Annotated in this window: 23 protein-coding genes; 17 read left to right on the top strand and 6 right to left on the bottom strand. The window is 70.7% G+C overall.

Translation table 11 applies throughout. The features are described 5' to 3' along the window. Nucleotides 1-13 precede the first annotated feature (13 nt). From ACIBI9_RS15395 to ACIBI9_RS15385, 3 genes are all read left to right on the top strand, one after another. Nucleotides 14-1558: an AbgT family transporter gene (locus ACIBI9_RS15395; RefSeq protein ID WP_397222691.1), complete on the top strand. Its 1545-nt coding sequence runs from the start codon at nucleotides 14-16 to the stop codon at nucleotides 1556-1558. A 10-nt stretch (nucleotides 1559-1568) separates the two neighbouring features. After that, nucleotides 1569-2702, top strand: coding sequence for a M20 family metallopeptidase (locus tag ACIBI9_RS15390; protein WP_397222690.1), 1134 nt, complete (start codon nucleotides 1569-1571; stop codon nucleotides 2700-2702). A gap of 628 nt (nucleotides 2703-3330) precedes the next feature. Continuing rightward, complete coding sequence (locus ACIBI9_RS15385) at nucleotides 3331-4554, top strand: pentapeptide repeat-containing protein (protein ID WP_397222688.1); 1224 nt, start codon at nucleotides 3331-3333, stop codon at nucleotides 4552-4554. Between the two features lie 250 nt (nucleotides 4555-4804). Here ACIBI9_RS15385 and ACIBI9_RS15380 read toward each other — a convergent pair whose 3' ends face one another. Then, nucleotides 4805-5827 carry an ROK family transcriptional regulator gene (locus ACIBI9_RS15380; RefSeq protein ID WP_397222687.1) on the bottom strand — a complete coding sequence of 341 codons (1023 nt, stop codon included), beginning with the start codon at nucleotides 5825-5827 and terminating at the stop codon, nucleotides 4805-4807. Between the two features lie 73 nt (nucleotides 5828-5900). On the opposite strand from ACIBI9_RS15380, the gene ACIBI9_RS15375 reads away from it, so the two are divergent. The 6 genes from ACIBI9_RS15375 (at nucleotide 5901) to ACIBI9_RS15350 (ending at nucleotide 11922) form a co-directional block, all read left to right on the top strand. After that, entirely contained in the window at nucleotides 5901-7073 is a 1173-nt protein-coding gene (locus ACIBI9_RS15375; protein WP_397222686.1) for an MFS transporter, read from the top strand. Then, nucleotides 7060-8037, top strand: coding sequence for an aminoglycoside phosphotransferase family protein (locus tag ACIBI9_RS15370; protein ID WP_397222685.1), 978 nt, complete (start codon nucleotides 7060-7062; stop codon nucleotides 8035-8037). Before ACIBI9_RS15375 ends, ACIBI9_RS15370 begins: the two co-directional genes overlap by 14 nt. Nucleotides 8038-8122: 85 nt before the next feature. Beyond that, complete coding sequence (locus ACIBI9_RS15365) at nucleotides 8123-8386, top strand: hypothetical protein (RefSeq protein ID WP_397222684.1); 264 nt, start codon at nucleotides 8123-8125, stop codon at nucleotides 8384-8386. A gap of 39 nt (nucleotides 8387-8425) precedes the next feature. Then, a complete protein-coding gene (locus ACIBI9_RS15360; RefSeq protein ID WP_397222683.1) occupies nucleotides 8426-8950 on the top strand; it encodes an NUDIX hydrolase in 525 nt (174 codons plus the stop codon). A 414-nt stretch (nucleotides 8951-9364) separates the two neighbouring features. After that, on the top strand, nucleotides 9365-10420 hold the full coding sequence (locus tag ACIBI9_RS15355; protein ID WP_397222682.1) for an LLM class flavin-dependent oxidoreductase: 1056 nt from the start codon (nucleotides 9365-9367) through the stop codon (nucleotides 10418-10420). Nucleotides 10421-10437: 17 nt separating this feature from the next. After that, nucleotides 10438-11922 carry an AMP-binding protein gene (locus ACIBI9_RS15350; protein ID WP_397222681.1) on the top strand — a complete coding sequence of 495 codons (1485 nt, stop codon included), beginning with the start codon at nucleotides 10438-10440 and terminating at the stop codon, nucleotides 11920-11922. Nucleotides 11923-12097: 175 nt separating this feature from the next. On the opposite strand, the gene ACIBI9_RS15345 is transcribed toward ACIBI9_RS15350, so the two are convergent. Further along, nucleotides 12098-12682 (bottom strand): TetR/AcrR family transcriptional regulator, encoded by a 585-nt coding sequence (locus ACIBI9_RS15345; RefSeq protein ID WP_397222680.1) that lies wholly within the window; start codon nucleotides 12680-12682, stop codon nucleotides 12098-12100. 98 nt (nucleotides 12683-12780) lie between these two features. Between ACIBI9_RS15345 and ACIBI9_RS15340 the strand changes: the two genes are divergently transcribed. Then, nucleotides 12781-13929 carry a cytochrome P450 gene (locus tag ACIBI9_RS15340; protein WP_397222679.1) on the top strand — a complete coding sequence of 383 codons (1149 nt, stop codon included), beginning with the start codon at nucleotides 12781-12783 and terminating at the stop codon, nucleotides 13927-13929. Nucleotides 13930-13938: 9 nt separating this feature from the next. On the opposite strand, the gene ACIBI9_RS15335 is transcribed toward ACIBI9_RS15340, so the two are convergent. Both ACIBI9_RS15335 and ACIBI9_RS15330 read right to left on the bottom strand, forming a co-directional pair. Next, complete coding sequence (locus ACIBI9_RS15335) at nucleotides 13939-15081, bottom strand: phosphatidylinositol-specific phospholipase C1-like protein (protein WP_397222677.1); 1143 nt, start codon at nucleotides 15079-15081, stop codon at nucleotides 13939-13941. A 106-nt stretch (nucleotides 15082-15187) separates the two neighbouring features. Then, nucleotides 15188-16096 carry a cyclase family protein gene (locus ACIBI9_RS15330; RefSeq protein WP_397222676.1) on the bottom strand — a complete coding sequence of 303 codons (909 nt, stop codon included), beginning with the start codon at nucleotides 16094-16096 and terminating at the stop codon, nucleotides 15188-15190. Nucleotides 16097-16134: 38 nt separating this feature from the next. On the opposite strand from ACIBI9_RS15330, the gene ACIBI9_RS15325 reads away from it, so the two are divergent. Continuing rightward, complete coding sequence (locus ACIBI9_RS15325; RefSeq protein ID WP_397222674.1) at nucleotides 16135-17280, top strand: serine hydrolase domain-containing protein; 1146 nt, start codon at nucleotides 16135-16137, stop codon at nucleotides 17278-17280. 15 nt (nucleotides 17281-17295) lie between these two features. Here ACIBI9_RS15325 and ACIBI9_RS15320 read toward each other — a convergent pair whose 3' ends face one another. Continuing rightward, on the bottom strand, nucleotides 17296-18033 hold the full coding sequence (locus ACIBI9_RS15320; RefSeq protein ID WP_397223305.1) for an SDR family NAD(P)-dependent oxidoreductase: 738 nt from the start codon (nucleotides 18031-18033) through the stop codon (nucleotides 17296-17298). After that, the gene (locus tag ACIBI9_RS15315; protein WP_397222673.1) at nucleotides 18033-18638 is read right to left on the bottom strand and encodes an isochorismatase family cysteine hydrolase; all 606 of its coding nucleotides are present in this window, start codon (nucleotides 18636-18638) and stop codon (nucleotides 18033-18035) included. Before ACIBI9_RS15315 ends, ACIBI9_RS15320 begins: the two co-directional genes overlap by 1 nt. Before the next feature lie 167 nt (nucleotides 18639-18805). Between ACIBI9_RS15315 and ACIBI9_RS15310 the strand changes: the two genes are divergently transcribed. The 6 genes from ACIBI9_RS15310 (at nucleotide 18806) to ACIBI9_RS15285 (ending at nucleotide 25609) form a co-directional block, all read left to right on the top strand. Further along, nucleotides 18806-20527: a serine/threonine-protein kinase gene (locus tag ACIBI9_RS15310; RefSeq protein ID WP_397222672.1), complete on the top strand. Its 1722-nt coding sequence runs from the start codon at nucleotides 18806-18808 to the stop codon at nucleotides 20525-20527. A gap of 127 nt (nucleotides 20528-20654) precedes the next feature. Beyond that, nucleotides 20655-21017 (top strand): Zn-ribbon domain-containing OB-fold protein, encoded by a 363-nt coding sequence (locus ACIBI9_RS15305; protein ID WP_397222671.1) that lies wholly within the window; start codon nucleotides 20655-20657, stop codon nucleotides 21015-21017. Next, nucleotides 21014-21337, top strand: a complete 324-nt coding sequence (locus ACIBI9_RS15300; protein ID WP_397222670.1) for a VOC family protein — start codon at nucleotides 21014-21016, stop codon at nucleotides 21335-21337. The genes ACIBI9_RS15305 and ACIBI9_RS15300 overlap by 4 nt, the downstream gene beginning before the upstream one ends. Before the next feature lie 15 nt (nucleotides 21338-21352). After that, on the top strand, nucleotides 21353-22861 hold the full coding sequence (locus ACIBI9_RS15295) for a class I adenylate-forming enzyme family protein (RefSeq protein WP_397222669.1): 1509 nt from the start codon (nucleotides 21353-21355) through the stop codon (nucleotides 22859-22861). Further along, nucleotides 22858-24873: an acetate--CoA ligase family protein gene (locus ACIBI9_RS15290; RefSeq protein WP_397222668.1), complete on the top strand. Its 2016-nt coding sequence runs from the start codon at nucleotides 22858-22860 to the stop codon at nucleotides 24871-24873. Before ACIBI9_RS15295 ends, ACIBI9_RS15290 begins: the two co-directional genes overlap by 4 nt. Further along, nucleotides 24860-25609, top strand: a complete 750-nt coding sequence (locus tag ACIBI9_RS15285; RefSeq protein ID WP_397222666.1) for a glucose 1-dehydrogenase — start codon at nucleotides 24860-24862, stop codon at nucleotides 25607-25609. The genes ACIBI9_RS15290 and ACIBI9_RS15285 overlap by 14 nt, the downstream gene beginning before the upstream one ends. Nucleotides 25610-25713: the final 104 nt, after the last annotated feature.

Below are 25713 nucleotides of genomic sequence, written 5' to 3'. Positions count from 1 at the left end.
AGGAGGCGTGCCCGTGAGCGCGTCCGAGACGGTGTCAGGTTCGCGGTCCCTGAACGCGCTCCTCCGGGTGCTGGGCGGGATCGAGCGGCTGGGCAACAGGCTGCCCCATCCGTTCTGGCTGTTCGTCATCCTGGCCGCGTTATTGGCGCTGACCAGCTGGGGTCTGGCGGCGGCGGGGGTGTCAGCGGTCAACCCGGCATCGGGCAAGACCGTCGTGGCCAAGAACCTGCTGTCCGCCGACGGCGTCCGGATGATGGTCGGCGACGCGGTCACGAACTACACCTCGTTCCCGCCGCTCGGCACGATCCTGGTCGTCATGCTCGGCGTCGCGGTCGCCGAGCGCTCGGGGCTGCTGGCCGCCGTGCTGCGCTCCGGGGTGTCGAGGGTGTCGCCGAAGTGGGTGACGTTCGCGCTGGCGTTCACCGGCATGGTGGCGCACGTGGCCTCCGACGCCGCGTACGTCGTGCTCATCCCGCTCGGCGCGCTGGCCTTCCGCGCGGTGGGCCGCAGCCCGATCCTGGGCATCGTGGTGGCGTTCGTGTCGATCTCGGCAGGCTACGACGCCAGCCCGCTGATCACGCCGACCGACGCCATCCTGTCGGGGCTCACCACGGCCGCCGCGCACACGGTCGATCCCGCCTACACGGTCACGCCGCTGGCCAACTACTTCTTCTCGCTGGCCTCCTCCCTGGTGCTGGCCGCCACGATCACCCTGGTCACCGAGCGCGTGCTGGCGCGCCGGGTCGAGTCGATGCCCATCGACCCCGACACCTCTGAGGACGATCTGGGCACGCTGGCGCTCAGCGCCTCCGAGCGCAGGGGGCTGCGGGCCGCGTTGATCGCGCTGGTGGTGTACGTGGCCGCCGTGGTGGCGGCCGTGCTGCCCGCCGGGTCGCCGCTGCGCGGCAAGGACGGCGGCATCGTGCAGTCGCCGCTGCTCACCTCCATCGCGATCTTCCTCGCGCTGGCGTTCCTGGCCGTCGGGTGGGCGTACGGGAAGGCCGCCGGGACGATCACCGGCAGCCGGGACATCCCCGGCTTCATGGCCCACGGGTTCCGCGAGATGGCGCCGATCCTGGTGCTGTTCTTCGCGATCTCGCAGTTCCTGGCGTACTTCAAGTGGACCGGCATCGGCGAGATCATCGCGATCGACGGGGCCGGCCTGCTGAAGTCGGCCGGGGTGAGCGGGCCCGTGGTGTTCCTGGGCATCCTGGTCGTGGTCACCCTGATCAACCTGGTGGTGACCAGCGGATCCGCGCAGTGGGCGCTCGTCGGCCCCGTCTTCGTGCCGATGCTGATGCTGCTGAGCATCCCGCCCGAGTACACCCAGGCCCTCTACCGCATCGCCGACTCGTGCACCAACGCGATCACGCCGATGAGCCCGTACTTCGTGATGGCGCTCGGCTTCCTCCAGCGCTACCGGCGCTCGGCCGGGATCGGCACGCTGGCCTCGATGACCATCCCGCTCTCGTTCACCCTGCTCGTCGTCTGGACGCTGCTGTTCTTCGTGTTCTGGTGGCTCGGCATCCCGCTCGGCCCCGGAGCGCCCACTCCCTAGAAAGGACCTCGTGTTGATCACCGACTGGGCCCGGCAGGCCCTCCCGGCCATGCTCGACGACCTCAAGGCCGCGGTGGAGCTGGAAACCCACAGCTACGACAAGCCCATGCTGGTCAAGGGGCTGCGCGAGATCCGCGGCCGGGCCGTCGAACGCCTCGGGACACCGGACGAGGAGGTCCTGCACGACGGCGGGTCGTACGGCGACATCCTGGAGCTGACCTATTGGGGCACCGCGCCCGGCACCGTGCTCCTGCTCAGCCACTACGACACCGTCTGGCCGACGGGGACGCTGGCCGGGTGGCCGTTCGCGGTGGTGGACGGCAAGGCGACGGGGCCCGGCGTGTTCGACATGAAGACGGGCCTCGTCCAGTCGATCTGGGCCCTGCGCGGGCTGCGCGAGATCGGGCTGCCGCATCCGAGCGTGCGCTACCTCTTCAACGGGGACGAGGAGATCGGCAGCCCCGCCTCCCGCGCGCACATCGAGGCGGCCAGTGCGGACGCGCTGGCGACCCTGGTCTTCGAGGCTTCCCAGGACGGCGCGCTCAAGACCGCCAGGAAGGGCGTGGGGCTGTTCAACGTGAGCGTGACCGGCGTGGAGGCGCACGCGGGGCTCGACCCGTACGCGGGGGCGAGCGCCATCCACGCCCTGGCCGAGATCGTCACCGCCCTGGCCCGGGCCGGTTCCCGCGAACGTGGCACCACCGTGAACGTCGGCCTGATCAGCGGCGGCACCGGGCGCAACGTGACAGCCGGGGACGCGAGCTGCGGGATCGACGTACGCGTCACTGATCCGGCCGAGATGGGACGGATCGACGACGTCTTCGCCGGCCTGAGCGTGTCGGACCCTCGGGTGACCATCTCGGCCACCGGGGAGTGGAACCGCCCGCCCATGACGCCGAACGCGTCCTCCCAGCGGCTGTTCAAGGAGGCGCAGGAGGTGGCGGCCGGGTTCGGATGGCTGCTGGACGAGGCGTCGGTGGGGGGCGCCAGCGACGGGAACTTCGTCTCCGCGCTGGGCCGGCCGGTGCTGGACGGGATGGGGGCGGTGGGGGACGGGGCGCATGCGCGGCACGAGCACGTGCTGGTGGAGCACATCGCGGAGCGCACGGCACTGACCATGGGCCTGATCACCGCCCTCGCCTGACGCCCCACGGCGGCTCCCCCACGGGACGTGGCCTTGGGACGGGGCGACCCCCGCGAGCGGGGCACCGCAGGTGGCACGTCGACGGCCCGGACGGCGAATGTGGCCCGGGCCCGCGGTCTGACCATCAGGCGGGACGCGGCGGCGTCACCCGAGGGGACGGTCGCGATTCGACACTGGAAGGACGTGGCCGACGCGTGGGATGAGGCAACCCCGCGCGAGAGGCTCGAAGTGCTGCCCAAGGTGATCTCCCGCGTGGTGATCGCTCCCGGACCTCGTGCGCCCAAGCCCAACCGGGTCGACGTCGACGATCGAACTGATGTAGCCGTATGTATGACTGAACGAGGTGTATGAAGCCTGTCCTGGCCTGGCAGCCGGGATCCAGAGTCGTAACCGCCGAGACGAGTTCGGCATGAGATGTGCCCAGCGCCCTTTTCGAAGGCACGCAATGCGATATGAGATGGATTGCGTACCCGATAGGTGCAGGGTGGCCGCTCAGTAAATGCGGCTTACAGTCGCCAAGGCCTTCACACTCAAGAGAACTTGCCCGATACTGGCCTACACCAACTCGTGGTCACTGCCCATCTCTGCCGTATAGCTGTTCCACGACAGCAAGCCACAGGGAGCCGACATGCCTCGAATGCGCCGTTCAAACTCCGGACCCACCATCAAGGGCATCAGGTACAGCGTCACAATCTTCGCCTTGGTCGGCATCGGGGCTGTCGTACTGATTGCAATCGCCGGGCCGAGCCTTCTCATTGCAAATACTTCCATTCCCGTCGGAGCCGACCGCATCAAGCTGGAGAACGAGATCAGAGGAACTCTGGTGCAGGCGACGGCCGGAACCCTGTTCCTGCTCACTGCATTCTTCGGCTACCTGCAGGTGCGGATGACCCATGCCACCCAGGCCACCACCGAATACGCGACGTCATTAAATCGAGTCGACAGCGACTCAGTAGAAGCACGCATCGCCGGACTGCAGGGCCTACAACAGGCATCAGACCGAGGGTCGGTGCCGTCAGAGGACATCATCCGAATCCTGGAAGCCTTTATCGATCGTAGAGCAGATCCCGCCGACTCGACAGTAAATTCTGATCCGCCCGCGAAGGCTCCATCTCGCGATGTAGAGGAAGCCATGCGGTTGTTCTCACTGATCCGTCCTACATTGGATTGGTCTGCGATCACGGAGCAGATCGGAGAGGCGATAAGACTGCGTCGATCCCGGGCGGCAACTCTCATGGATCTGGACTTGCGGGGTTTGGATCTTCGGTATGGGAACCTACAGCTGTGCGACATACAGAACAGCAACCTGTCTTATGGAAACCTGGTGGGAGCAAATTTTATGGGCGCCAATCTGAGCGCCGCAAAGTTTGCTCACGCCCAACTTGCCGACGCACATTTTGGTCAAGCATATCTACTGAAAGCCAAAATGGATAGCGCCAATCTCATGAATGTCAACTTCACCATGACAGTCATGTCCGGGGCCTCGTTCCGCAATGCAGATCTGCGAGGGGCAACCTTTGCCGGCGCATATTTGGCCAAATGCGACTTGGCAACAGACTGGGAGGATGATTCGCTGTCGAGTCACCCCGACCCGCAATCCGTCGACTACGCCCATCGGCAAACCAATCAATCTCTCAGTCTGCTGGCCCACCATGGTTTTCTTTCTCCAAAGGTACTGGCCGACGGACGATCGTTTGATGCCTGCGATTTACGCGGTGCGGACCTACGTCAGGCCGATCTTTCCAGGGCGGTGCTCGACGGAGCCATTCTCGTCAGCGCAAGATGCGATAGCACAACACGTTGGCCGCCGAATTTCGATCCTCGGACGGCCGGCGTAATAGTTGAAGCGTAGACCTCTCGGAATATCAACTGGGCTGACCCTGCACACGGCAACGGCCCCCGGGTAACCGCCTGGAGGCCGCGCCGAGCGGCCTGCGCCAGATGGGCCACCGTGACCAGATCGACGGAGGAGGGATTGCGAGGGCGAACAGCAGCGAGCGGGCCGTCTCGGCGGGCATGGCGTTCTCTGCGCTCACGCCACCATGCTCCCTACCGGACAGACTCTTCGTTGAGCATGGTCTTGCTTGCCACTGGTGACCAAGTCAGCCGAAGACGTGGTCGCGGGCCAGGTCCAGGGCGGTCAGGACGGCGCCCTGCAGGACCGCGTTGCCCGTGACCGTGCTGGCGCGGACCTCCGTGGGCGCCGGGGCCAGGGCGCGCAGGTGGTCGGCCACCAGCTCCGCCAGCCCGCCCCCGCCCTCATGGCCCGTCGTCCCGCCGAGGACGACGAGGCCCGGGTCGAGGAGGGTGGCGTAGGCGAAGGCGCCCCGGGCGATCCGCCGGCCCAGTTCGTCCTGGTCAAGCCCTCGTAGGACCTCGGCGTTCACCAGATCGCAGAACGCCACGCCCCCGACCTCCAGGAACCCGATCTCCCCCGCGCCGCCCGACACCCCCCGGCGCAGCCGGCCCCCGAGTACGACCGCCGCTCCCACCCCGTCGTCCAGCCAGAGGAGTACGAAGTCCTCGCTCCCGAGGGCGGCTCCGGTGCGGAGCTCGGCGATGGCGGCCAGGTTCACCTCGTTCTCGAGGATCACGGGCACGCCCAGGTGCTCGCGTACGGACCCCATCATGCCGCGCCGCCACCCGGGCACGTCGTTGGGCGACACCAGCTCCCCGTCACGCGGATCGACCAGCCCCGGCGCCCCGACCACGACCGTGTCCAGCGCGCGCCGCCCCACCGCGTCCCCGACCACCTTCGCGATGAGGGCCGCCAGGTCGGCTCTCGCGCCGATCGTCGTCGTGGCCTCGCTGACCACTCGGCCGGTGATGTCGGCGACCGTGACGTTGACGGCGTCGCGCCGTACGTCGACCCCGGCCACGTGGGCCCGGTCCGTCACCAGCCCGTACAGGCGGGCGTTCGGGCCCCGCCGGGCCTCGCCGCTCTCACCCGTGACCTCGACGAGGCCGCCTGCCATGAGCCGTTCGATCAGGTCGGAAACGGTGGGCCTGGACAACCCGGTCAGCGTGCGGAGCTGGGGCGCGGTCAGCGGCCCGTGCTCCAGCAGCAGGTCGAGGGCCAGCCGGTCGTTGATCGCCCGGGCCAGGGCGGGGGTGGCGGTCTTCACGGTCCTCATAATAATCAGGGACCCTGCCTAAAACCTCTTTTCATCAGGAACCCTGCCTGATAATTTTCGGGTCATGAGCCATCACCGCGCCATCGCGGCTGTCTTCGTCGCGCACGGCGCCGTCGCCGGCAGCCTGTCCACGCGTATCCCCTGGATCCAGGAGCACCTGCATCTCACCCCGGGCACCCTCGGCCTCGCGCTGCTGTGCCCGTCGATCGGCGCCTTCGTGGGCATGCCGATGGCCGGCCGCCTCGCCTACCGCTTCGGCAACCGCGCCGCCACACGTGTCCTCCTCGCGCTGTGGTGCGCCGGCCTGGCCCTTCCCGCGCTCTCGCCGTCGCCCGTGTGGCTGTTCGGGGCGTTCCTGCTGTTCGGGGCGGCGGCGGGCATGTGCGACGTCGCGATGAACGCGCACGCCGTCCTCCTCGAACGGCAGCTGGGCCGCTCGATCATGTCGGGGCTGCACGGCATGTGGTCCGTCGGCAGCCTGGCCGCCGGCGGACTCGGTGCCCTGGCCGCGCACACGGGCCTCGACGCCCGGATCCACCTCGGGGCCATGTCGCTCGCGTTACTCGGCCTCGGAGCGGTGGCCGGGCGCGGCCTCCTCCCCGACAGCGGGATGACAGGTGGTTCCGTACGCGACGCACCTCCGCCGCGGCGCTTCGCGCTCCCCACGCGCGGGGTCCTGGCGATCGGGCTGGTCGGGTTCTGCGCGACGTTCGCCGAGGGCGCCAGCTCGAACTGGTCCGCCGTCTACCTGACCGCCGTCGCCGACGCCGGCCCCGGGTTGGCCGCCGCCGGATACACCGTATTCATGCTCTGCATGGCGAGCGCGCGACTGCTGGGCGACCACGTCATCCGTCGGCTCGGTCCGGCGGCGACCGTCCGGGCGGGCGGTGCCGTGGCGGCGGTCGGCGGCGCCCTCGTGGTCGCGGCCCGCACGCCCGCGCTCGGCATCGCCGGGTTCGCCCTGGTCGGACTGGGGATCGCGGTGATCGTGCCGCTCGTGATCGCGGCGGCGGGCAACGCGGGCACGACTCCGGGCGAGGGCGTGGCGGGCGTGGCGACGATCACGTACCTGTCGGGTCTGATCGCCCCGGCCGTGACGGGCTGGGTCGCGGGCGCGCTCAGCTACCCCGCCGCGTTCGCGCTGATCACGTGCGTGGTCGTGCTGCTGACGGTGCTCGCCCCCGTCGTGCGCCCCTCCCACCTCTCCCCCGAAGGAGCCGTCCGTGTCGACGCCTGATCCCGACGACCCGCTGATCGCACCTCTTACCCAGAAGGAGCCGTCCGTGCCGACGTCAAGCCCCGGCGACCCGCTGATCGACGAGGCCCTCGTACGCCGCCTGCTGGCGGCGCAGTTCCCCCAGTGGGCCCATCTGCCTCTCTCTCCCGTGCCGCGCTCCGGGATGGACAACGCGACGTTCCGGCTCGGCGCAAATATGTCCGTACGATTGCCGCGCTATCGCCGATGGGTCGGGCAGGTGGACCGCGAGCACGAATGGCTGCCGCGGATCTCCCCGCACCTGCCGCTGCCGATCTCCGAGCCGCTCGCGAAGGGGGAGCCCGGCGAGGGCTACCCGTTCCCCTGGTCGGTCTATCGGTGGCTGCCGGGCGAGACCACGGAAGACCTCGCCGATCCCGTCGAGGCGGCCAAGCAGTTGGCCGGGTTCGTCAGTGCGCTGCAGCGGATCGACGCGACCGGCGGCCCCGGCCCGTCGTGGAGCAACGCGTTCCGCGGCGTACCGATGGGCGACGAACGCGACTCGGTCGCCGCCGAGGCCCGCGTACGCCCCAAGATCGAAGCGCTGCGCGGGATCGTGGACGCCGGCGCGGTGACGGCCGTGTGGGAGGCGGCCCTGGCGGCCCCCGCCTGGGCCGGTCCGCCGGTGTGGATCCACGGCGACCTCGCGCCCGGGAATTTCCTGACCGTCGAGGGCAGGCTGAGCGCCATCATCGACTTCGGCACGCTCGCCGTCGGAGATCCCGCCGTGGACCTGCTGCCCGCATGGACGTTCCTGCCTCCGGCGGCTCGGGACGTCTACCGGGAGACGCTCGGCGTGGACGACGCGACATGGGCGCGGGGCCGCGGCTGGGGCCTCGCCTCGTCGCTCCCGGTGCCCGACGACCCCTACTACGCCGATCCCGTACGCGCCGAGACCGCCCTGCGGCACCTGGAGGAGATCATCGCCGACTTCCGTGCCACCTGAAATCCCAGCATCATGCGGGTTCTCGGCCCGATGATCGCCATCCATCCGAACGGTCCGTTACGTTGACCGATCAGCCGGTGTACCCGTGCAACTGCGCCTCGCGGACAGTTGCCACCTGCGGGGGCAGGCGCACCGGCTGGCGACGCTCGCCCTCATCCTGGCCGAGCGAGGGGAGCTCAAACAGGCCACCTCCACTGCTGAGCGCATGCTCGACTGCACCGCCGGCATGGAATCCGAGCGCCTCGCCGAACGCATCGAGGCGGCGACAACGGCGCTGAACGCCTCCGACACCCAGTTCGTCAAGGCGTTCGTCGCTCGCGCCAGGCAGCAGGCCGATATCCCCTTGTAGCGTGGTGCCGATTCAGGCGTCCATCATGGGAGCAGCCGCATGCGCTGGCAGGTCCACTCCGAAGAACAGCTCTACACCGATCCATGGCTCGATGTCCGGGTGGCTGATGTGGAGCTTCCGGATGGAAGGCATCTCGATCATCGGCTCATCCGTACCGCGCCCGGAGCCGGTGCGGTCGTCACAGATGAGCAGAATCGCGTGCTGCTCATCTGGCGGCACCGCTTCATCACCGACACCTGGGGGTGGGAGATCCCCATCGGCAAGATCGACGACGGCGAGGAGCCGATCGCGGCCGCTGCCCGGGAGGTCGAGGAAGAGACCGGCTGGCGGCCCGGCCCCTTGCGTCCGTTGCTCTATACACAGCCCACCAGCGGCATCTCCGACTCCGAGCACCACATCTTCCGCGCCGACCACGCCCGGTACATCGGCCCGCCTACCGAGGCATGGGAGGCCGAACGCATCGAGTGGGTGCCGCTCACGGACATCCGCCGTCTGATCGACAAGCGTGACCTCGTCAGCGCGACCAGCATGAACGCCCTGCTCTACGCCCTTACAGAGGCGTAGACGCCCACGACCGCGGTTCCGCCGGCAACACCGCTCCACGCCTTCGGTCGCCTCGTACAGGCGCCTGCCGCACCGATCCGTAGGCTGACCGTCCTCTCGCGGGCGGGAGAGGGCTCCAACGAGCCCATCCGGTAACCACGCAACGGGCGGTTGACTGGCGAGCGAAGCGAGCGGGGTTTGGGTGGGCTCCAGCAGGTCAAGCCGGTAGCCGGGCAAGGGGTGGGGGCTGGCGAGCGAAGCGAGCGGGGTTTTCGGGGGGTCGAAGGGGGGCGGAGCCTGGAGCTCCCGTCGCGCGGAGCGCGCGCATCGGCGGAGGACCTTGCGTTTCCCCCGGGACTCCCTAGGGCAACCCTGGCGGGCGTGGTACGCTCCCAAGCGAGCGCTTGGTTTAGCCGCCTGCCGAGGGGTCGCCGCATGAAGTTCTCGACCTTCCACCTCTTCCACCGCTTCGACGACCAAAGCTTCAAGGACGTCTATGACTACCATCTGGAGCTCGTCGAGCTGGCCGAGGAGCTGGGGTTCGACGGGGTACGGCTGGCCGAGCACCACTTCCGGGACTACGGCGTCGTCCCCAACCTGTTCACGATGCTCGCCCACGCCGCCGCCCGCACCTCCCGCATCCGGCTCGGCACGGGCATCGTGGTGCTGCCCCTGCACAACCCGGTCCACGTGGCCGAGGAGGCCGCGATGGTGGACGTGCTGTCCGGAGGGCGGCTGGACCTGGGGATCGGGCGGGGGTATCAGAGCTTCGAGTTCGAGGGGTTCGGGATAGACCTGGCGGAGGCGCGCGACCGGTTCAACGAGGCGCTGGAGGTGATCGTCGGCCTCTGGACGCAGGACTCGTACCAGCATGAGGGGAAGTTCTACAAGACCGGCTCCGAGGTGAGCCTCGTCCCCGGACCGCTGCAGTCGCCGCACCCGCCGCTGCACGTGGCGGCCGTCTCCCCCGAGACCGTGACCATGTACGCCGAGCGCGGGCTGCCCATCCTCGCCGACCCGGCGGCGCCGTTCCGCAAGGTCGTCAAGGCGGCGGAGACCTGGCGGGAGACGGCCGCGCAGGCGGGCCACGCCGAGGGCGCGGAGCTGGTGGTGGCGCGCAGCGTGTACGTGGCCCCGACGCTGGAACAGGCGCGCGAGGACCAGGCGCGGTTCGAGGCGTCGTTCGACCGCTCGCGGATCTTCAACGAGCGCAGCGCCCCCATCGACCCGAAGACCGGCCGGGCCGCGCAGGGCTTCGAGTACTACCAGGACCGCTACCTCAAGGGCGGCACACTGTCGACCGACTTCCGGTGGGAACAGCTCGACGTGATCGGGGACCCGGAGCGGGTGATCCAGCAGATCTCCCTCCTGCGCGACTCCGGCTTCTCGAACCTCCTGTGCGACTTCGGCAGCACCCGCCCGATGCCGCTGGAGGAGATGAAGCGGATCATGCGCTTCTTCGCCGCCGAAGTCATGCCCGCGTTCCGGTAACTCCTCGGGAGGCTCAGATGATCCACAGCCTGTCCCTGTCAGACCTCCTCACCGATCACGCCCGCAGCCGTCCCCTGGTCACGGCGGTGGTGGACGGGGAGGTACGGCGTACGTACCCCGAGCTCGACGCCCGGGTGACCCGGCTGGCCGACGCCCTGGCGGGACGAGGTGTGGCGGCCGGGGAGCGGGTGGTGTGGCTCGGCCAGAACTCCCACGCCGTACTGGAGCTGCTGCTGGCCTGCTCGCGGCTGGGCGCGATCCTCTGCCCGGCCAACTGGCGGCAGTCGGAGGACGAGCTGCGGTTCGTACTGTCCGATCTGACCCCAAAGATCGTCGTATGGGAGCCTTCGGACGCCACCACGGCCGTGTCAGAGAGCACGTGCGTGCGGGCCGGGGACGAGTACGAGGAGTTGGTGGCGAGCGGATCCCCGAGGGACTTCCCGCAGGTGGACGACGGCGAGCCGGTCCTCGCCCTCTACACCGCCGCCTTCGACGGCCGCCCCAACGCGGCCCTGCTCAGCAGCGCCGCCCTGGTCGCCCACAGCGCCTCGCTCCTCGTCGTACGCCAGATGGAGCCCGGCTTCACGTTCCTCAACAACGGCCCGCTCTTCCATGTGGGCACGATGATGTTCTGCCTGGCCACGTTCCAGATCGGCGGCACGAACGTGTTCACGCCCGCCTTCGACGCCGAGGAGGTCTGCCGCCTGATCGACGCCGAGCGGGTGACGCAGGCGTTCCTGTTCGGGCCGATGATCGACGCGGTGACGGCCGCGAACGCCGGGGGCAAGTACGACCTGTCGTCGCTGAGGTTCGTCTCGCACTCGGCCGAGTGGGACAGCATGATCACGGTGGACGACTCTCCGTGGTGCCGGTCCAAGATGGGCGGGTACGGGCAGACCGAGGTCGGCGGGATGCTCACGTTCCTCGGGCTGGCCGATGGGGGCTCGGGGTTCGCGGGACGTCCGTCTCCGCTGGTCCAGGTACGCATCCTGGGCCCGGACGGGAGCGAGCTGCCGGCCGGCGAGGTGGGCGAGATCTGCGCCCGCGGCAAGACCCTCTTTTCCGGATATTTCGCCCGACCCGACTTAAATGCGGCCAAGTCCGCGTACGGCTGGCACCACACCGGCGACCTCGGCCGCCGCGAACCCGACGGCACCATCACCTTCATCGGCCCCAAGCTCCGGATGATCAAATCAGGCGCCGAGAACATCTACCCGGCCGAGGTGGAACGCGCCCTCAAGTCCCACCCGGCCGTGGCCGACGCCGCCGTCATCGGCGTCCCCGACCCCACCTGGCACCAGGCGGTCAAGGCCGTCGTCGCCCTCAAACCGGACACCACCGCCACCGCGGACGAGCTCGTCGACCACGTCAGGACGCAGCTGGCGTCGTACAAGAAGCCGAGCCACGTGGCGTTCGTGGACGCGATACCGAAACGCGGCTTCACGCCCGACTACGACGCCCTGGACTCGGCACACGGCGGCGGCAACTACCCAGGCACCTGACCCAGACGGCTCCGCGACCAGCCGACGACCGCACGGACGCAGGGGAACGGGCGCGGGGACGAGCGCCGGCGGACCGACGACGGCGGGCGGGCAGGCGGTTGCGAGCGGGCAGGCGGACCCGAGCGGGGCAGCCCTGTCGGTGGCGTCACCACGGGCATGGCCGGGTGGGTGGGAGTTACAGGGGGAGGCCGGCTTCCAGGTGGGCCAGGGCCTTGTCGAGTTCAGCCGGGGCGTCCAGGGTCGGGTCCTTCACCAGGTCCAGCCAGACCGCCATGAGCACCCCCACGATCGCCCCCGTGACATTGCGCAGCTCCGGATCGTTCGCCGGTCGGCCCTCCCTGGCCGCCAGTTGCTCGTGCATGGTTCTGACCACGCCGCTGATGTTGTCCAGGCCGGCCGCCCACAGCTCGGGCACCATGAACATGAGCTTCTCCCGCTCCATGCTCTCCGCGAACTCCTCCGCCGTCTGCCCGGCCAGCACCGCCCGCATTGCGGCCCGTACCGCCGGCACGGGCTTGAGGTGGGCGGGGACGGACTGGAGCGCCTCCATGAAGGGCGGGAACTGGTCGACCAGCACCAGGTCCTCTTTTGTGGCGAAGTAGCGGAAGACGGTGCTCGGCGCCACCTCCGCCGCCTCCGCGATCTGCTCGACCGTCGTCGCGGTGTAGCCCTGCTCCCGGAAGAGCCGCAGCGCCTCCTTCTGGATCAGCGCCCTGGTCTTGGCCTTCTTCCGCTCGCGCAGGCCCGGTCGATCGCTCATGACTCCGCATTCTCCGGTTTACGACCTCCCGAGTCCAATCGTAGGAGAAGACACTGATTCGCTATACAACTCTTAAATGAAAGTCTACTCTCACAATTATGCGACTTCCCATCGAACGCAACCAGGAGTGCCCCTTCGACCCGCCCGCGCCGCTGCCCGATCTGCCGCCGATGACCCGGCTGGAGATGGCCGACGGGCATCTGGGCTGGCTGGCCACGACGATGGCGGCGGCCCGCGCCGTGCTGGGCGATCCGCGGTTCAGCGCCAGGCAGGAGCTCAAGCACTCCGCCATGCACGTCGTGCGCCCCGGCGGTCCCGCCAGGCCCGCCCCGCCGGGGTTCTTCGCCGCCACCGACCCGCCCGAGCACACCCGCTACCGCCGCCTGCTCACCGGGCAGTTCACGGTGCGCAGGATGCGCCTGCTGGAGCCGCGCATCGAGCAGATCGCGGCCGACCACCTGGCCGCCATGGCGAAGGCGGGCCCGCCGGTCGATCTGGTGACGGCCTACGCCCTGCCGATCCCGTCGCTGGTCATCTGCGAGCTGCTCGGCGTGCCGTACACCGACCACGACTTCTTCCAGGACCGCAGCGCCGCCCTCGTCACCCCAGGCAGGGACGGCGCGCAGGCGACGGCCGACCTCACCGCGTACCTGGGCGAGCTGGTACGCCGCAAGCGGGTCGAGCCGGACGACGACCTGATCAGCGGCCTGACCGGCGAGCTGACGGACGAGGAGCTGACCTACGTCGCGCTGATCCTGCTCGTGGCCGGCCACGAGACCACCGCGAACATGCTGGCCCTGGGCGTGTTCGCGCTGCTGAAGGAGGGACTGCCGTTTCAGGAGAACGCGGTGGAGGAGCTGCTGCGCTGGCTGTCGATCCTGCACCAGGGGGCGCCGTCCAGGGCGGCGCTCGAGGACGTGGAGGTGGCGGGCGAGCTGGTCAGGAAGGGCGAGACGGTCGCCCTGTCCCTGCCCGTGATCAACCGCGACGACGCGGTGTTCGAGGATCCGGACGTGCTCAGACTGGACCGGCCGGACGCGCGGCGGCACCTGGCGTTCGGCCACGGCGTACACCAGTGCCTGGGGCAGCAGCTCGCCAGGAACGAGCTGCGCATCGGCTACCGGGCGCTGTTCGAGCGCTTCCCCGGGCTACGACTGGCCGTCCCCGCCACCGAGGTGCCGCTGAAGCACGACGCCTCGGTGTACGGGGTGCGGTGCCTGCCGGTGACCTGGCCGACAACTGAATGAAGCCGGCTACTACCGGCTGAGGCGTTCCAGGGTCTGGTCGCGGCAGCCGGAGGGCGCGTTCACCGGGTTGCAGCGGGCCGTGGCGCCGCCGGGCAGCTCCGCCACGTAGTCGCTGCCGTTTCTGGCTGACAGGCCGATCACGGGGAAGTCGGTGCTGACCATCTGCGCGCCGCTGTCCAGCGCCGCCTTCAGCCTGCTCGTGTCGCCCGACCTGGCCTCGGTGAAGGGCACGTCGGACCGGGTGCGCACGTAGTAACCCTTCCGTACGAGGTCCTGGATCTGCGCGGTGTTGGCGCCCTGCGGCTCGTTCCAGCCGACGAAGGCGGCGTCGGGGCGGCCCGGACGCGAGTTCGTGAACAGCACCCGCCCCTCCAGGCTCGGCCGGCCCGCCTTGTAGGGCGTCTGGATGTTCTCGCCCTGATTGTCCATGAAGAACATGACCTTGCCCCGCGACAACGACAGCTCGGGCCAGCCGTGCTTGAGCACGGACTGTTCGAGGGTGAGCCCCGGCCGGCGGACGTCGTCGGGCGTGATGAGCCGGTCGTCGGGGAACACCGACCGGATCTCGGCGTCCAGGGCGTCCATCAGCGCGGTGTCCCACGCCGGGCTCTTGGCGCCGCCCATCGCCTCCTTGGCCGGGTCGGTGCTCTTGAACTCGGTGAGGATCGTCAGCGGCACGTGCCCGGGGTGCGCGTCGGACCATTCGCGCACCTGGCGCAGGCAGGTGACCAGGGCCGAGCAGTTGGTGCCGTAGTCGTGATCGGCCCAGTGCAGCACCTTGAAGCCGGGCTTGGCGAGCACGGGGTCGTTCAGCGGCGGCAGCCCGGCGTCCCGCCTGACCAGCGGGTTGGCGTAGAGGCCACCCTGCGGGTCGGGGAAGACGTCCAGCTCGATGCCGCGCACGTGCTGGGCGCCGAACTGGTTCGGCAGGGCGGTGTGCGAGTACTGCAGGTTCCACCAGTTGGCGTCGGTCCTGCGCTGCACGTCCTTCTCGGCGTCGGTCAGCTCGCGGTGGTAGCTGTTGTGGGTGGCCATGGTCTGGATCTGGTTGATCCGCAGGTTCCCGCGGCCGGCCGTGGTGGCGCTCGCGGCGGGTACGGACGCGAGCGCGGTCAGGGCGGCGGCGATGCCGACGAGGGCGAGGCGGCGCATGGGTCTCCTAGCACGGGGGCTTACCGGGACAGACCATCGGAGTCAGGGGTTAACGGTCGATCACGAAATATCCAAACGCGCTAGGAAATATGCGGAAACGTCAGGATCAGAGGATGGCCAGTGGAGTCACCGGGCTGCCCGTGCCGCCCTCGATCCTGAGCGGCGCCACCACGAACACGAACTCCGTACACCCCCTCTCCCCCAGCTCCTCCAGCCAGAGCATCTCGATCAGGTGGACACCGTGCCGGTGCAGCAGGATGAGGTGCAGGTCGTCGGCGAGGCCCTCGTCGGCGAGGCCGCGGGCGTTGAGCCCGCCGATGGCGGCGTTGTCCGAGGCCACCACGGACACGTCGTGCGCCGCGAGCCAGCGGCCCGCCTCCGCCGACAGCCCGGGCTGGCCCGACCAGTACTCCTCGCGCGAGCGGCCCCAGACCGAAGGCCATCCGGTACGGATCACCGCCGCGTCCCCCGACCGCGGCGTGGCGATCTCGGCCAGCAGTTCCGCCGGGATCCGGAAGTCGGCGGGCAGGTGGTCGAGGCCGAGGCGCCGGGGCACGTCGAACAGCACCCCCCTGGCCACCACGCCGCCCACCTGCTCGATGCCGCACCTGGTCGCCCCGTAGGAGCGGACCCGGGCCGCCGGGTGGCCGTTGTAGAGCTCGTCGCCCGACCACATGTGGCACAGCGCGTCCATGTGGGTCGTGGTGCCGTGGTGGCTGACGACCAGCGCGTCGTCGGCCACGTACAGGCCCTCCCCGATCGCGCGGGCGCCGGCCGCGTAGTCGCCGCCGTCCACGGACATGAAGTGCTGCGGCAGCGGACGGCCCGGCAGGTGCGGCACCGTCGTGGGAGCGGGCGAGGAGGTGGCGCCCTTGATCGGCATGGCCAGGCTCAGCACCTCGCCCGTGGTGGCGCTGCGCAGGGCGTCGAGCACCACGGCCGGGGTGAGGAGGTTGAGGGTGCCGCGCTGATCGTCTGGGCCGAATCGTCCCCAGTTGTTAGGCTCGTGAACCAAGTAAGCGCTTCCTTTCTCCTGTCTCACACGGAGGTGTGATGCACTGCGATCCGCGCTTCTCCCGCGTGCGCGAGGTGTTCGAGCGGCAGCTCGCCGACGGTGCGGAGCTGGGCGCCGCCTTCGCCGTCCACCTGGACGGCGAGCTGGTCGTGGACCTGTGGGGCGGCGTCGCCGACCGGCACACGGGACGGCCGTGGGAGCACGACACGCCTGCCTTCGCCTACTCCTGCACCAAGGCGATCACCGCCACCGTGCTGCTGCAGCTCGCCGAGCGGGGGCTGGTGGACGTCCCGGGGGCCGTCGCGGACGTGTGGCCGGAGTTCGCGGCCCGGGGCAAGGGGGCGATCACCGTCGAGCACCTGCTCACGCACCAGAGCGGGCTGCCGGTGGTGGAGGAGCCGGTGCCAGTGGAGGAGTTCGGGGACCTGGCGGCCATCGCCGCCCGGCTCGCCGGTCAGGCGCCGCTGTGGGAGCCGGGGTCGGCGCACGGGTATCACGCGCTGTCGTACGGGTTCCTGGTGGGGGAGGTGATCAGGCGCGTGACGGGCAAGTCGGTCGGCGAGCTGGTGTCCGCCGAGATCGCCGGGCCACTGGGGCTGGAGCTGTGGGTGGGCGCGCCGGACACGGTGATCGCCCGCACGGCCCGCCTCAAAGCAGGTGAACGCCCCCGAACGGCGGCCACCGAGGGGCAGACGGACACGGTGCCGGCCGAGATGGCCAAGGCCGCGCTCGATCCGCACAGCCTCATGAACCGGGCGCTCGGCAATCCCGGCATGCACCGGCTCAAAGGCGGCGCGAACCACCCCGCCATCCTGCGCGCCGGCTGGCCCGCGGCCGGGGTCGTCACCACGGCCAGGGGGCTGGCCGGGTTCTACCGGTCGCTGATCGCGGGCGACCTGCTGCGCCCGGAGACGCTGCGGGACGCCGTGCGCCCCCGCGTGCACGGCCCCGACCGCGTCCTCTTCCTGGACACGTCGTTCGGCCTCGGCTACATGCGGCCGTCGATGACGTTCCCGATGCCGTCCGAGACCGCGTTCGGCCACTCCGGGCTGGGCGGCTCCCTCGGCATCGGCGACCCGGAGCGGGGCCTGGGCATCGGCTACGTCATGAACAAGATGGCCAACGCCGTCTCGGGCAACCTGCGCGGCCTGCGCCTGGTGCAGGCCGTCTACGACTCGCTCTGACCGCCGCATGATCGCTCAGTGCATGGTCACGCCGCCGCTCACCGACAGCGTCTGCCCGGTGATGTACGCGGCGCGATCCGTACAGAGGTAGGCCACCAGGCCCGCCACGTCGGCGGGCGTGCCGAGACGGCGCAGCGGGATGCCCCGCGCGATCTTGTCCACCAGCCCCGGCTCGGCCGCCGACACCCGGCGGAGCATCGGCGTGTCCGTGGGGCCGGGGCAGACCACGTTCGAGGTGACGTGCGCCCTGGCGGCCTCCCGGGCGAGCGTCTTGGCCAGGCCGAACAGCGCCGCCTTGGTCGCCGCGTACGCGCCCTCGCCGCCCGACCCCGCCCTGGCGCCGTCCGAGGAGATGAACACCAGCCGCCCCCGGCCCCTGGCCGCCATCCCGGGCAGCAGCAGCTTGGTGAGCAGCATCGGCCCGCGCAGGTTGACCTGCCACATGAGGTCCCAGTTCGCCGGGTCGCTCTCGGTGAACGGCTCCACGATCGACACCCCGGCGTTGTGCACCAGGATGTCCACGGGGCCCACGGCGCCGCCGAACTCCTCGACGGACGCCGGCGAGGCCAGGTCGACGGCCAGCGCCCGCGCGCCGGGCAGGCCGGAGGCCACCTTCTCCGCGTTCGGCAGGTCCACGTCGGCGACGACGACCTCGGCGCCCAGCGCGGCCAGGTCCGTGGCGATGGCCGCGCCGATCGCGCCTGCTCCCCCGGTGACCACCGCGACGCGCCCGTCCAGGCGCAGCCCGTCCATCACTTCCCCGCCCATTCTCCCAGGGCCTCGACCAGGTCGGCGGTGGTGGCGCGGGTGGCGAGGAGGCTGATCGTGTGTTTCAGTACGGCCTGCGCGTACTCCTCCGGGATGCCCGCCACCGCGTCCCTGACCACGGTCACCCGGTAGCCCAGGTTGACCGCCTCCAGCGCGAGCCCGGGGATGCCCAGGTTGAGCGAGACCCCCAGCGCGACCACGTGGGAGACGCCCAGCGAGCGCAGCGTCATGTCGAGCGAGGTGCCGGTGAACGGGGAGAAGCCGTGGTGGCGGCGGCTCTCCAGGTCGCCGCCGTCCCACAGCTCCGGCAGGACCTCGGTGGCGGCCGTGCCCTCCAGCATGTGGGCGGGGTCCTTGAGCAGGGCGACGATGAACGGGCAGTTGTCCGCGTGGGAGCCGGCCCGGTCGGGGCGGAATGCCGCCGTGCAGTGGATCACCGGGATGCCGGCCGACCTGGCCGTGTGGAGGAGGCGGGCGGCGTTGGCGACGACGTCGTGCCGCGCGCAGGCCGCCACCAGATCTGGAAATTTCGTGAGATCGCCGACGACGCCCCTCTGCATCTCCATCACCAGCACGGCCACGCGCTCCACGGGCGACCTCCGTCGATTTAGCCGAGCGCTTGCTTGGGACGCCTCAGCATATCACCCGCGACACAGGGTTATTTCGCATTAACGCCCGGCGAAATATCTCCAGTCGTGACAACCCGAACCCCGGGTGAGACCGTCGAATCGTTGACGGCTGCTGATGGGGGTTCGACTTGGTCCCTGGTTACCGTGAAGTCCGCCAGCTCGGCGCCGGCCGTACCGGCCGCGTGTTCCTCGCCACCTACCAGCAGACGGGCGCCTACGTGGCGATCAAGTACCTGAACGCCACCCTGCGCAGGGACACCGAGTTCATGGACCGCTTCCGGTCGGACACCCACGAACTCGTCGAGATCGACGACCCTAACGTGGTCCGCTTCTACGAGTACGTCGAGACCCCCACCAGGGCGGCCGTCGTCATGGAGCTGGTGGACGGCGTGTCGCTGCGTACCCTGCTGGCCGAGCGCCGCGGGATCAGCCCGGAGGCGGCCCTCACCGTGCTGAAGAGCACGCTGCTGGCCCTGGCCGCCGCGCACGAGCGAGGGGTCCCGCACCGCGACGTCAAGCCGGAGAACATCCTGGTCCAGGCCGACGGCACCAGCAAGCTGGCCGACTTCGGCGTGGTCGTGCACGCGGAGGAGCCGGGCGTGCCCGCGGGCAGCCCCGAGTACATGTCTCCCGAGCTGTGGACGCAGGGCCGGGCGGGGCCGCCCGCGGACGTGTACGCGGCGGCGTGCGTGCTGTTCGAGGCGGTCAGGGGGCGGCCTCCGTACCGGGCCGTCAAGGAGGGCGAGGACGGGGCGCTGGACGTCCCGGGCATGCGGGACAAGCACCTGGTGGAGCCGGTGCCGCTCGAGGTCGCGCCCGACTCGCTGCGCGACCTGCTCAGGCGCGGGATGGCCAAGGACCCGGCGACCAGGTACGCCTCGGCCAGGCAGTTCGCGGCGGAGCTGGAGGAGGACGCGGTCGCCGGCTACGGCCCGGACTGGGAGAAGCGCGGGCGGCGGCACCTGGGCGAGCTGGCCACGCTGCTGGCCCTGCGCTTCCCGCTGGCCAGGACCGAGCGGGCCTCCGGCGTCACGACCACCCTCCGGGACCGGGTGCTCCGGATGCCCCGGCTGCCGCCGCACCTGTGGGTGGCGGGGGCGACGGTGGTCGCCGTGGCGATCTCGCTCATGGCGTCGGGCGGGCGCATGCCTCCCGGGCCCGGCACGATCCTGATGCCGCCGCCCAAGACGGCGCAGAGCGAGCCGGAGCCGACGCCCGTGGACGCGGCCACGCCCACCCGGACCCGGGCGTCCGCGGCTCCCCGGCGCAGCACGCCCGCGCGCACGGTCTCCCCTCCCCCGAGCCCTCCTCCCACGGTGCGGCAGGGCGGGACTTCGGTGCCGCGTCCCACCTCGGTGCAGGCCGCCGGCATCGTGGGCTGGACCGGCACGGCGGGGGCGATCAAGGTCTCGGCGGACGGCACGGGGCCCGTACGGTTGCGGATCTCGTACACGCGGCGGGAGGGAGAGGGCGGGGCGGCCCGGACAGTGCGGCAGGAGACGCGGACCCTGCGGGGGAGCACGGCTTACAGCAGTGCCGTCACGCATGATCCTGGGGGTGTTTCCTGCGGGAAGCGGGTGTATGTCGGCATCGTGGTGATGACGGAGCCGGCGGCGGGGAACGGGCCGCAGGTGAGCGAGGTCGCCGTCGACGGTCCCGCCTGCCCCACGCCCACGCCGCCGCCTTCCCACTCGCCCACGCCTACGCCTACGCCGAGCGAGGAGCACAGCAGGACGGCCGTCGGGACGCCCACGCCGTCGGAGGAACCCCTCGCCGGGGCGTCGGACGAGCCTTCCGAGGAGCCCATGCTGGTGCCCCTGTCGACGCCCACGGAGGAGCCGCCCCTTTAGCGCCATACTTCGGCCGAGGTCCTTTCGGAGAGGAGGGGAGCCGAGGTCCCTGCGGGGAACGGAGGCGGGGCCGAAGCGGCGGTGGGGGCCTTGTGGGGTAACCAAGCGTGCGCTAGCTTGGCAAGCGATGAGCGGTGACACCTCTGCGTACTGGGCCGCCTGCGAGCGCGGCGAGCTGGTCGTCCAGCGCTGTACGTCCTGCGACCGCCGCGTCCACTTCCCCGAGGCGGCCTGCCCCTGGTGCGGTGGCGGAGAACTCGTCTTCGAGCCGGTCGAGGGCGAGGGCGTCGTGCACACCTTCACCGTCGTGCACCGCTCGTTCGCCCCCGCCTACCGGGGCCGGGAGCCGTACGTGATGGCCTGGGTGGACCTGCCGGCCGGTGTGCGGGCGTTCGGGCACGTGGTGGGATGCGCCCCCGGCGAGGTACGCGTCGGCATGCCGGTACGCGTGACGTTCATCGACGAACTCCCCCATTGGAGGTCCGTGTGAAGCTCGGCAACGTGCTCATCCCCGTCGCGAACCTGGACGAGGCGATCGCCTTCTACGGGCTGCCGGTGAAGTTCAGGGACGGCGACAGGTTCGCGGCGCTCGACGGCGGCGGGGTTACCGTGGCGCTGGCCGGGCCCGCCGAGCACGTCACGACCTCGGTCGCGCCGTCGTACAAGGTGGACGACGTGGCGGACGCCGTGCGGGAGCTGACGGCGCGCGGCGGCGAGGTGGTGCGGGAGCCCGAGAAGGGGCCGCATGAGGTCCGGGCCGTGCTGCGCGACCCCTCAGGAAACGTCTTCGTGCTCTATCAGCCCCTCTGACTGGAGGCCTCCCCCATGGCGCGATCACCCTACGGCAACTACGGCCACGCGATCCTGACCGCCGGAGCGCTGAGCACGCCCGACCAGGTCGCGCTCACGTACTGCGGCGAGCAGAGCTTCACCTACGACCAGCTCAACAGGAACGTCAACCGCCGCGCCCACGCCCTCCTGGAGAAGGGGGTGGGGCCGGGCCGGCGGGTGGCGGCGCTGCTCAACGAGACGCTGCGGGTGGCCGAGGTCTACCTCGCGCAGGCCAAGATCGGGGCGGTGACGGCGGCGCTGAACCCGTACTGGCCGGTGGAGACGCTGCGTGACGTGGTGGCGGCCTCGGGGTGCACGGCGTTCGTGTACGACGCGACGGTCGAGGGCGTGGTCGGGCAGATCAGGGAGTCGCTCCCGGCCGTGACCACGTGGATCGACGTGCGGGAGCTCGAAGGCGACTCCGACGAGGAGCCGCCGATCAGCGGCCGGTACGACGACCCGCTGGCGCTCTACTACACCTCGGGCACGACGGGGCTCCCGAAGGCGGTCGTGCACACGCACGCGTCGTCGCTGGCCACGGCGCAGATCTGGCTGGACGTGCCGCGCGGCCCCGACTCGGTGTTCGGTACGGGCGCGATCATCTGGGGCATCGGCTTCCCCGCCATCGTCGGGCCCGCCCTGTACGCCGGGATGCGGCTGGTGCTGGAGCAGGACTGGGGCCCGGCGAACTTCCTGCGCGTCGTCCCCCGCGAGCGGGTCACGCATCTCTCACAGATCCCCTCGTTCTACGCGGCCCTGCTCGCCTCCCCCGAGCACGAGGACGTGGACCTGTCGTCCATCCAGGTGATCATGCTGGGCGGCGAGCCGCTGACCGCCACCATGCTCGAACGGATCAAGGCCAGGCTGCCGCAGGCGGGCGTGTACTCGTACTACGGCCAGACCGAGGCCCCGTACACGTGCATGGGCCGCGTGGACGACGGCACGATCCCGCTCGGCTCCTCGGGACGCGCCCGCACCGGCAACGCGGTGCGGATCACGGATCCGAACGGCGAGCGCGTGGTCGGCGAGGTCGGCGAGATCAACCTGGCCGGGCCGCACCGGATGACCGGCTACGACGGCCTGCCCGAGCGCACGGCCGAGGTGCTGCGCGGCGAGTGGTACGTCGGCGGCGACCTCGGCACGCTCTCCCCCGACGGCGTGCTGCGCGTGCTGGGCAGGCGGGAGGACTCGATACTCAAGGGCGGCGTCTGGACGCAGCCGGTCGTGATCGAGGAGGCGGCCTCGGCGCTGGACGGCGTGGCCGAGGCCGGCGCGGTGGGCGTGCCCGAGGGGGCCTCCGAGCAGGAGGTCCTGCTGGCGGTCGTGCCGCGCGCGGGGCACACGCTGGACGCGTCCAAGCTGGCGCTCGCCCTGGCCGACACCCTGCCCGCCCATCAACGGCCCGACCACATCGTGGTGGCCGACGCGCTGCCGCACTCGCAGGACGCCTCCGGCGGCCCCGGCAAGCTGCTGCGCGGGAAGATCCGCGAGCTGCTCGGGTGAGCGCGTACGAGCACGAGGTCAAGGCGCTGCTCGGCGCGGCCGGGGTGCCGGTGCCGCGCGGGGTGGTGGTGGACGGCCTGGACTTCGACCGGGCCGGGGAGCTGGCCGAGCCGCTGGTGCTGAAGGCGTTCGGCCCGGGACTGGTGCACAAGTCGGACGTCGGCGCCGTCGCGCTGGGGCTCTCCAGGAAGGACCTCGCCGCGCGGGCAGCCGACATGCGGGCCAGGCTGGAGGTCGCGGGGTTCCTCGTCGAGGAGCAGGCCGAGGCCGGCGTGGAGCTCATCGTGGGCCTGGTGCGGGACCCCGGGTTCGGGCCGGTGCTCCTCACCGGGCTGGGCGGGGTGTGGACGGAGGCGCTGCGCGACACGGCGCTGCGGCTCTGCCCGATCTCGGAGGAGGACGCGCGGCGCATGCTGGCGTCGCTGCGCGGGTCCTCCGTCCTGTACGGGAGCCGCGGCGGTCCGCCGGTGGACGTGGACGCGGTGGTCAAGCTGCTCATGACGGTCGGCGGCCCGGGCGGGCTGTGGGAACGGCTCGAACTGGGCGAGTTCGAGCTGAACCCGGTGATCGCCGGCTCCTCCGGGGTGATCGCGGTCGACGCCCGCTACCTGCCCTCTCCTGGGCCCGTGGCGGGCGCGTCCGGTGCGGCGACGGACTTCCTGCCGCTCTTCGAGCCCAAAGCCGTGGCCGTCGTCGGGGCCTCCACGACCAGGCCGAACTTCGGGAACATGTTCCTCGGCTTCTACCGAGCCGCGGGCGTCCCGCTGGTGGCCGTGCATCCCACGGCGGACGAGGTGGCCGGGGTGCCGGCTGTGCCGTCTCTCGCCGAGGCGGACGTGGACTATGCCCTCGTGGCGGTGCCGGCCGAACGCTGCGCCGAGGTGCTGCGGGAGGCGCGCGGGGTGCCGTTCGTGCAGGTGATGAGCGGCGGATTCGCCGAGGTCGGCCGGCCGGACCTGGAGGAGGAGCTGGCCGAGGCGGCGCGGGCGGCGGGCACGCGGCTGCTGGGGCCCAACTGCATGGGCGTGTACAGCCCTCGGGGACGGCAGACGTTCGTCGGGGGCGGGCTCGGTCCCGCCGGGCCGGTGGCGCTGATCTCGCAGAGCGGCGGGCTCGCGGGCGAGGTGATCAAGGTCGGGGAACGGCGCGGGCTGGCCTTCAGCCGGGTCGTCACCGTGGGGAACTCGGCCGACGTGACCCCCGCCGAGTTGCTGCGCTGGCTCGCCCGGGACGAGGAGACGCGGGCCGTCGGGCTGTACCTGGAGGACCCGCGCGACGGGCGCGAGCTGTTCGAGGCGCTGCAGGCCGCGGAGCTGCCGGTGGTGCTGCTCGTCGGCGGGCGGACCGGGCAGGGGCAGGAGGCGGCCGCGTCCCACACGGGCGGCATGGTGAGCGACCGGCGGGTGTGGGAGGCGGTGGCCGAGCAGGCGGGCGCGGTGCTGGTCTCCAGCCAGGACGACCTGATCGGGGTGCTGGCGTACTTCCAGGCGCACGGCTCGCGCGACGCCTCCGGCGGCGTGCTGGTGGTGGGGCCGAGCGGGGGCGCGAGCGTGCTGGCGGCCGACGCGTTCGACCTGGCGGGGGTACGGCTGGATCCGCTGCCCCCGGAAGCGCTGGAGGCGCTGCGCGGGCTCGGGGTGGTGGCCTCCGGCAACCCGCTCGAAGTGCCGGTTGGGCCCTTGGGGCGGGCCGGGCTCGTGCCCGAGGTGGTCTCCGCGCTGCTGCGGTGCCGGCCGTACGGCGACGTGGTCCTGCACGTGAACGTCCAGGCGTTCTTCACGTACGGGGACGCGGCGGAGCCCCTGTACGCGTACGCGCGGGCCGTGGCGCAGGCGCAGGCCGCGCTGCCGGGCACCAGGATCACCCTCGTCACCAGGAACGGCGAGTGCGCGCCCCCGGGCGTCGAGGACGAAGTGAGGCGGATCGCGGCGGCGGCGGGGATCCCCGTCTACCGCTCCATGGAGGCGGCGGCGGTGGCCGTCGCGGCTGGAGGGCGTTATGGGGTTGCTTGACGGCAAGGTCGCGTTGATCACCGGCGGGGCTCGCGGGATGGGGGCGGCGCACGTGCGGCTGTTCCTCGAGGAGGGGGCGCGGGTGGTGTTCGGTGACGTGCTGGACGAGGAGGGGAAGGCGCTGGCCGAGGAGACCGGGGCCGCGTTCGTCCATCACGACGTGACGAGTGTCGAGGAGTGGGAGCGGGCGGTGGCGACGGCCACCGAGTTGCACGGTCGGCTGGACGTGCTGGTCAACAACGCCGGGATCCTGAAATTTCGGCGCATCAGCGATATGTCGCCCGAGGACTTCGACCGGGTGATCGGCGTCAACCTCAAGGGCACCTGGCTCGGGATCAAGTCGGTGATCGACCCCATGAAGGCGGCCGGGCGGGGCGCCATCGTGAACATCTCCTCGATCGAGGGCTACGTCGGGGCCGAGGGGCTGTCGGCGTACTCGGCGTCGAAGTTCGGGGTGCGCGGGCTCACCAAGTCGGCGGCGCGGGAGCTGGCCCGGTTCAAGATCCGGGTGAACTCGGTGCATCCCGGCGCGATCAACACCTCGATGGCGATGGATCCCGACCTGATGAACGAGGTCGACGCCGACGCCTTCGTGAAGTCCATGGTCATCAAGCGCTTCGCCAAGCCGGTGGAGGTGTCCCACGTGGTGGCCTTCCTGGCCTCGGACCGGGCCAGCTACTGCACGGGCAGCGAGTTCACGGTGGACGGCGGGCTGCTCACGGGCGCGGGCTACTGACTCGGGGCAAGGCTCTCACCTGGAACAAGGTAGATCTTTTTGGATTAAACCACCTTAGCTTGGACATTTCTGGCAGCATCTTTGACCAGCGGGTTCTTGGTCTA

Source organism: Nonomuraea sp. NPDC050451 (assembly GCF_044458585.1).
This window is presented reverse-complemented; position numbering and strand designations above follow the sequence as displayed.

Excerpts from the sequence above, each read along its gene's own strand:
- ACIBI9_RS15285 (WP_397222666.1), top strand. The coding sequence starts at position 24,860 with ATGGGGTTGCTTGACGGCAAGGTCGCGTTGATCACCGGCGGGGCTCGC.
- ACIBI9_RS15350 (WP_397222681.1), top strand. The coding sequence starts at position 10,438 with ATGATCCACAGCCTGTCCCTGTCAGACCTCCTCACCGATCACGCCCGC.
- ACIBI9_RS15375 (WP_397222686.1), top strand. The coding sequence starts at position 5,901 with ATGAGCCATCACCGCGCCATCGCGGCTGTCTTCGTCGCGCACGGCGCC.
- ACIBI9_RS15385 (WP_397222688.1), top strand. The coding sequence starts at position 3,331 with ATGCCTCGAATGCGCCGTTCAAACTCCGGACCCACCATCAAGGGCATC.
- ACIBI9_RS15305 (WP_397222671.1), top strand. The coding sequence starts at position 20,655 with ATGAGCGGTGACACCTCTGCGTACTGGGCCGCCTGCGAGCGCGGCGAG.
- ACIBI9_RS15340 (WP_397222679.1), top strand. The coding sequence starts at position 12,781 with ATGCGACTTCCCATCGAACGCAACCAGGAGTGCCCCTTCGACCCGCCC.
- ACIBI9_RS15355 (WP_397222682.1), top strand. The coding sequence starts at position 9,365 with ATGAAGTTCTCGACCTTCCACCTCTTCCACCGCTTCGACGACCAAAGC.
- ACIBI9_RS15335 (WP_397222677.1), bottom strand. The coding sequence starts at position 15,081 with ATGCGCCGCCTCGCCCTCGTCGGCATCGCCGCCGCCCTGACCGCGCTC.
- ACIBI9_RS15325 (WP_397222674.1), top strand. The coding sequence starts at position 16,135 with ATGCACTGCGATCCGCGCTTCTCCCGCGTGCGCGAGGTGTTCGAGCGG.
- ACIBI9_RS15295 (WP_397222669.1), top strand. The coding sequence starts at position 21,353 with ATGGCGCGATCACCCTACGGCAACTACGGCCACGCGATCCTGACCGCC.
- ACIBI9_RS15320 (WP_397223305.1), bottom strand. The coding sequence starts at position 18,033 with ATGGACGGGCTGCGCCTGGACGGGCGCGTCGCGGTGGTCACCGGGGGA.
- ACIBI9_RS15360 (WP_397222683.1), top strand. The coding sequence starts at position 8,426 with ATGCGCTGGCAGGTCCACTCCGAAGAACAGCTCTACACCGATCCATGG.
- ACIBI9_RS15345 (WP_397222680.1), bottom strand. The coding sequence starts at position 12,682 with ATGAGCGATCGACCGGGCCTGCGCGAGCGGAAGAAGGCCAAGACCAGG.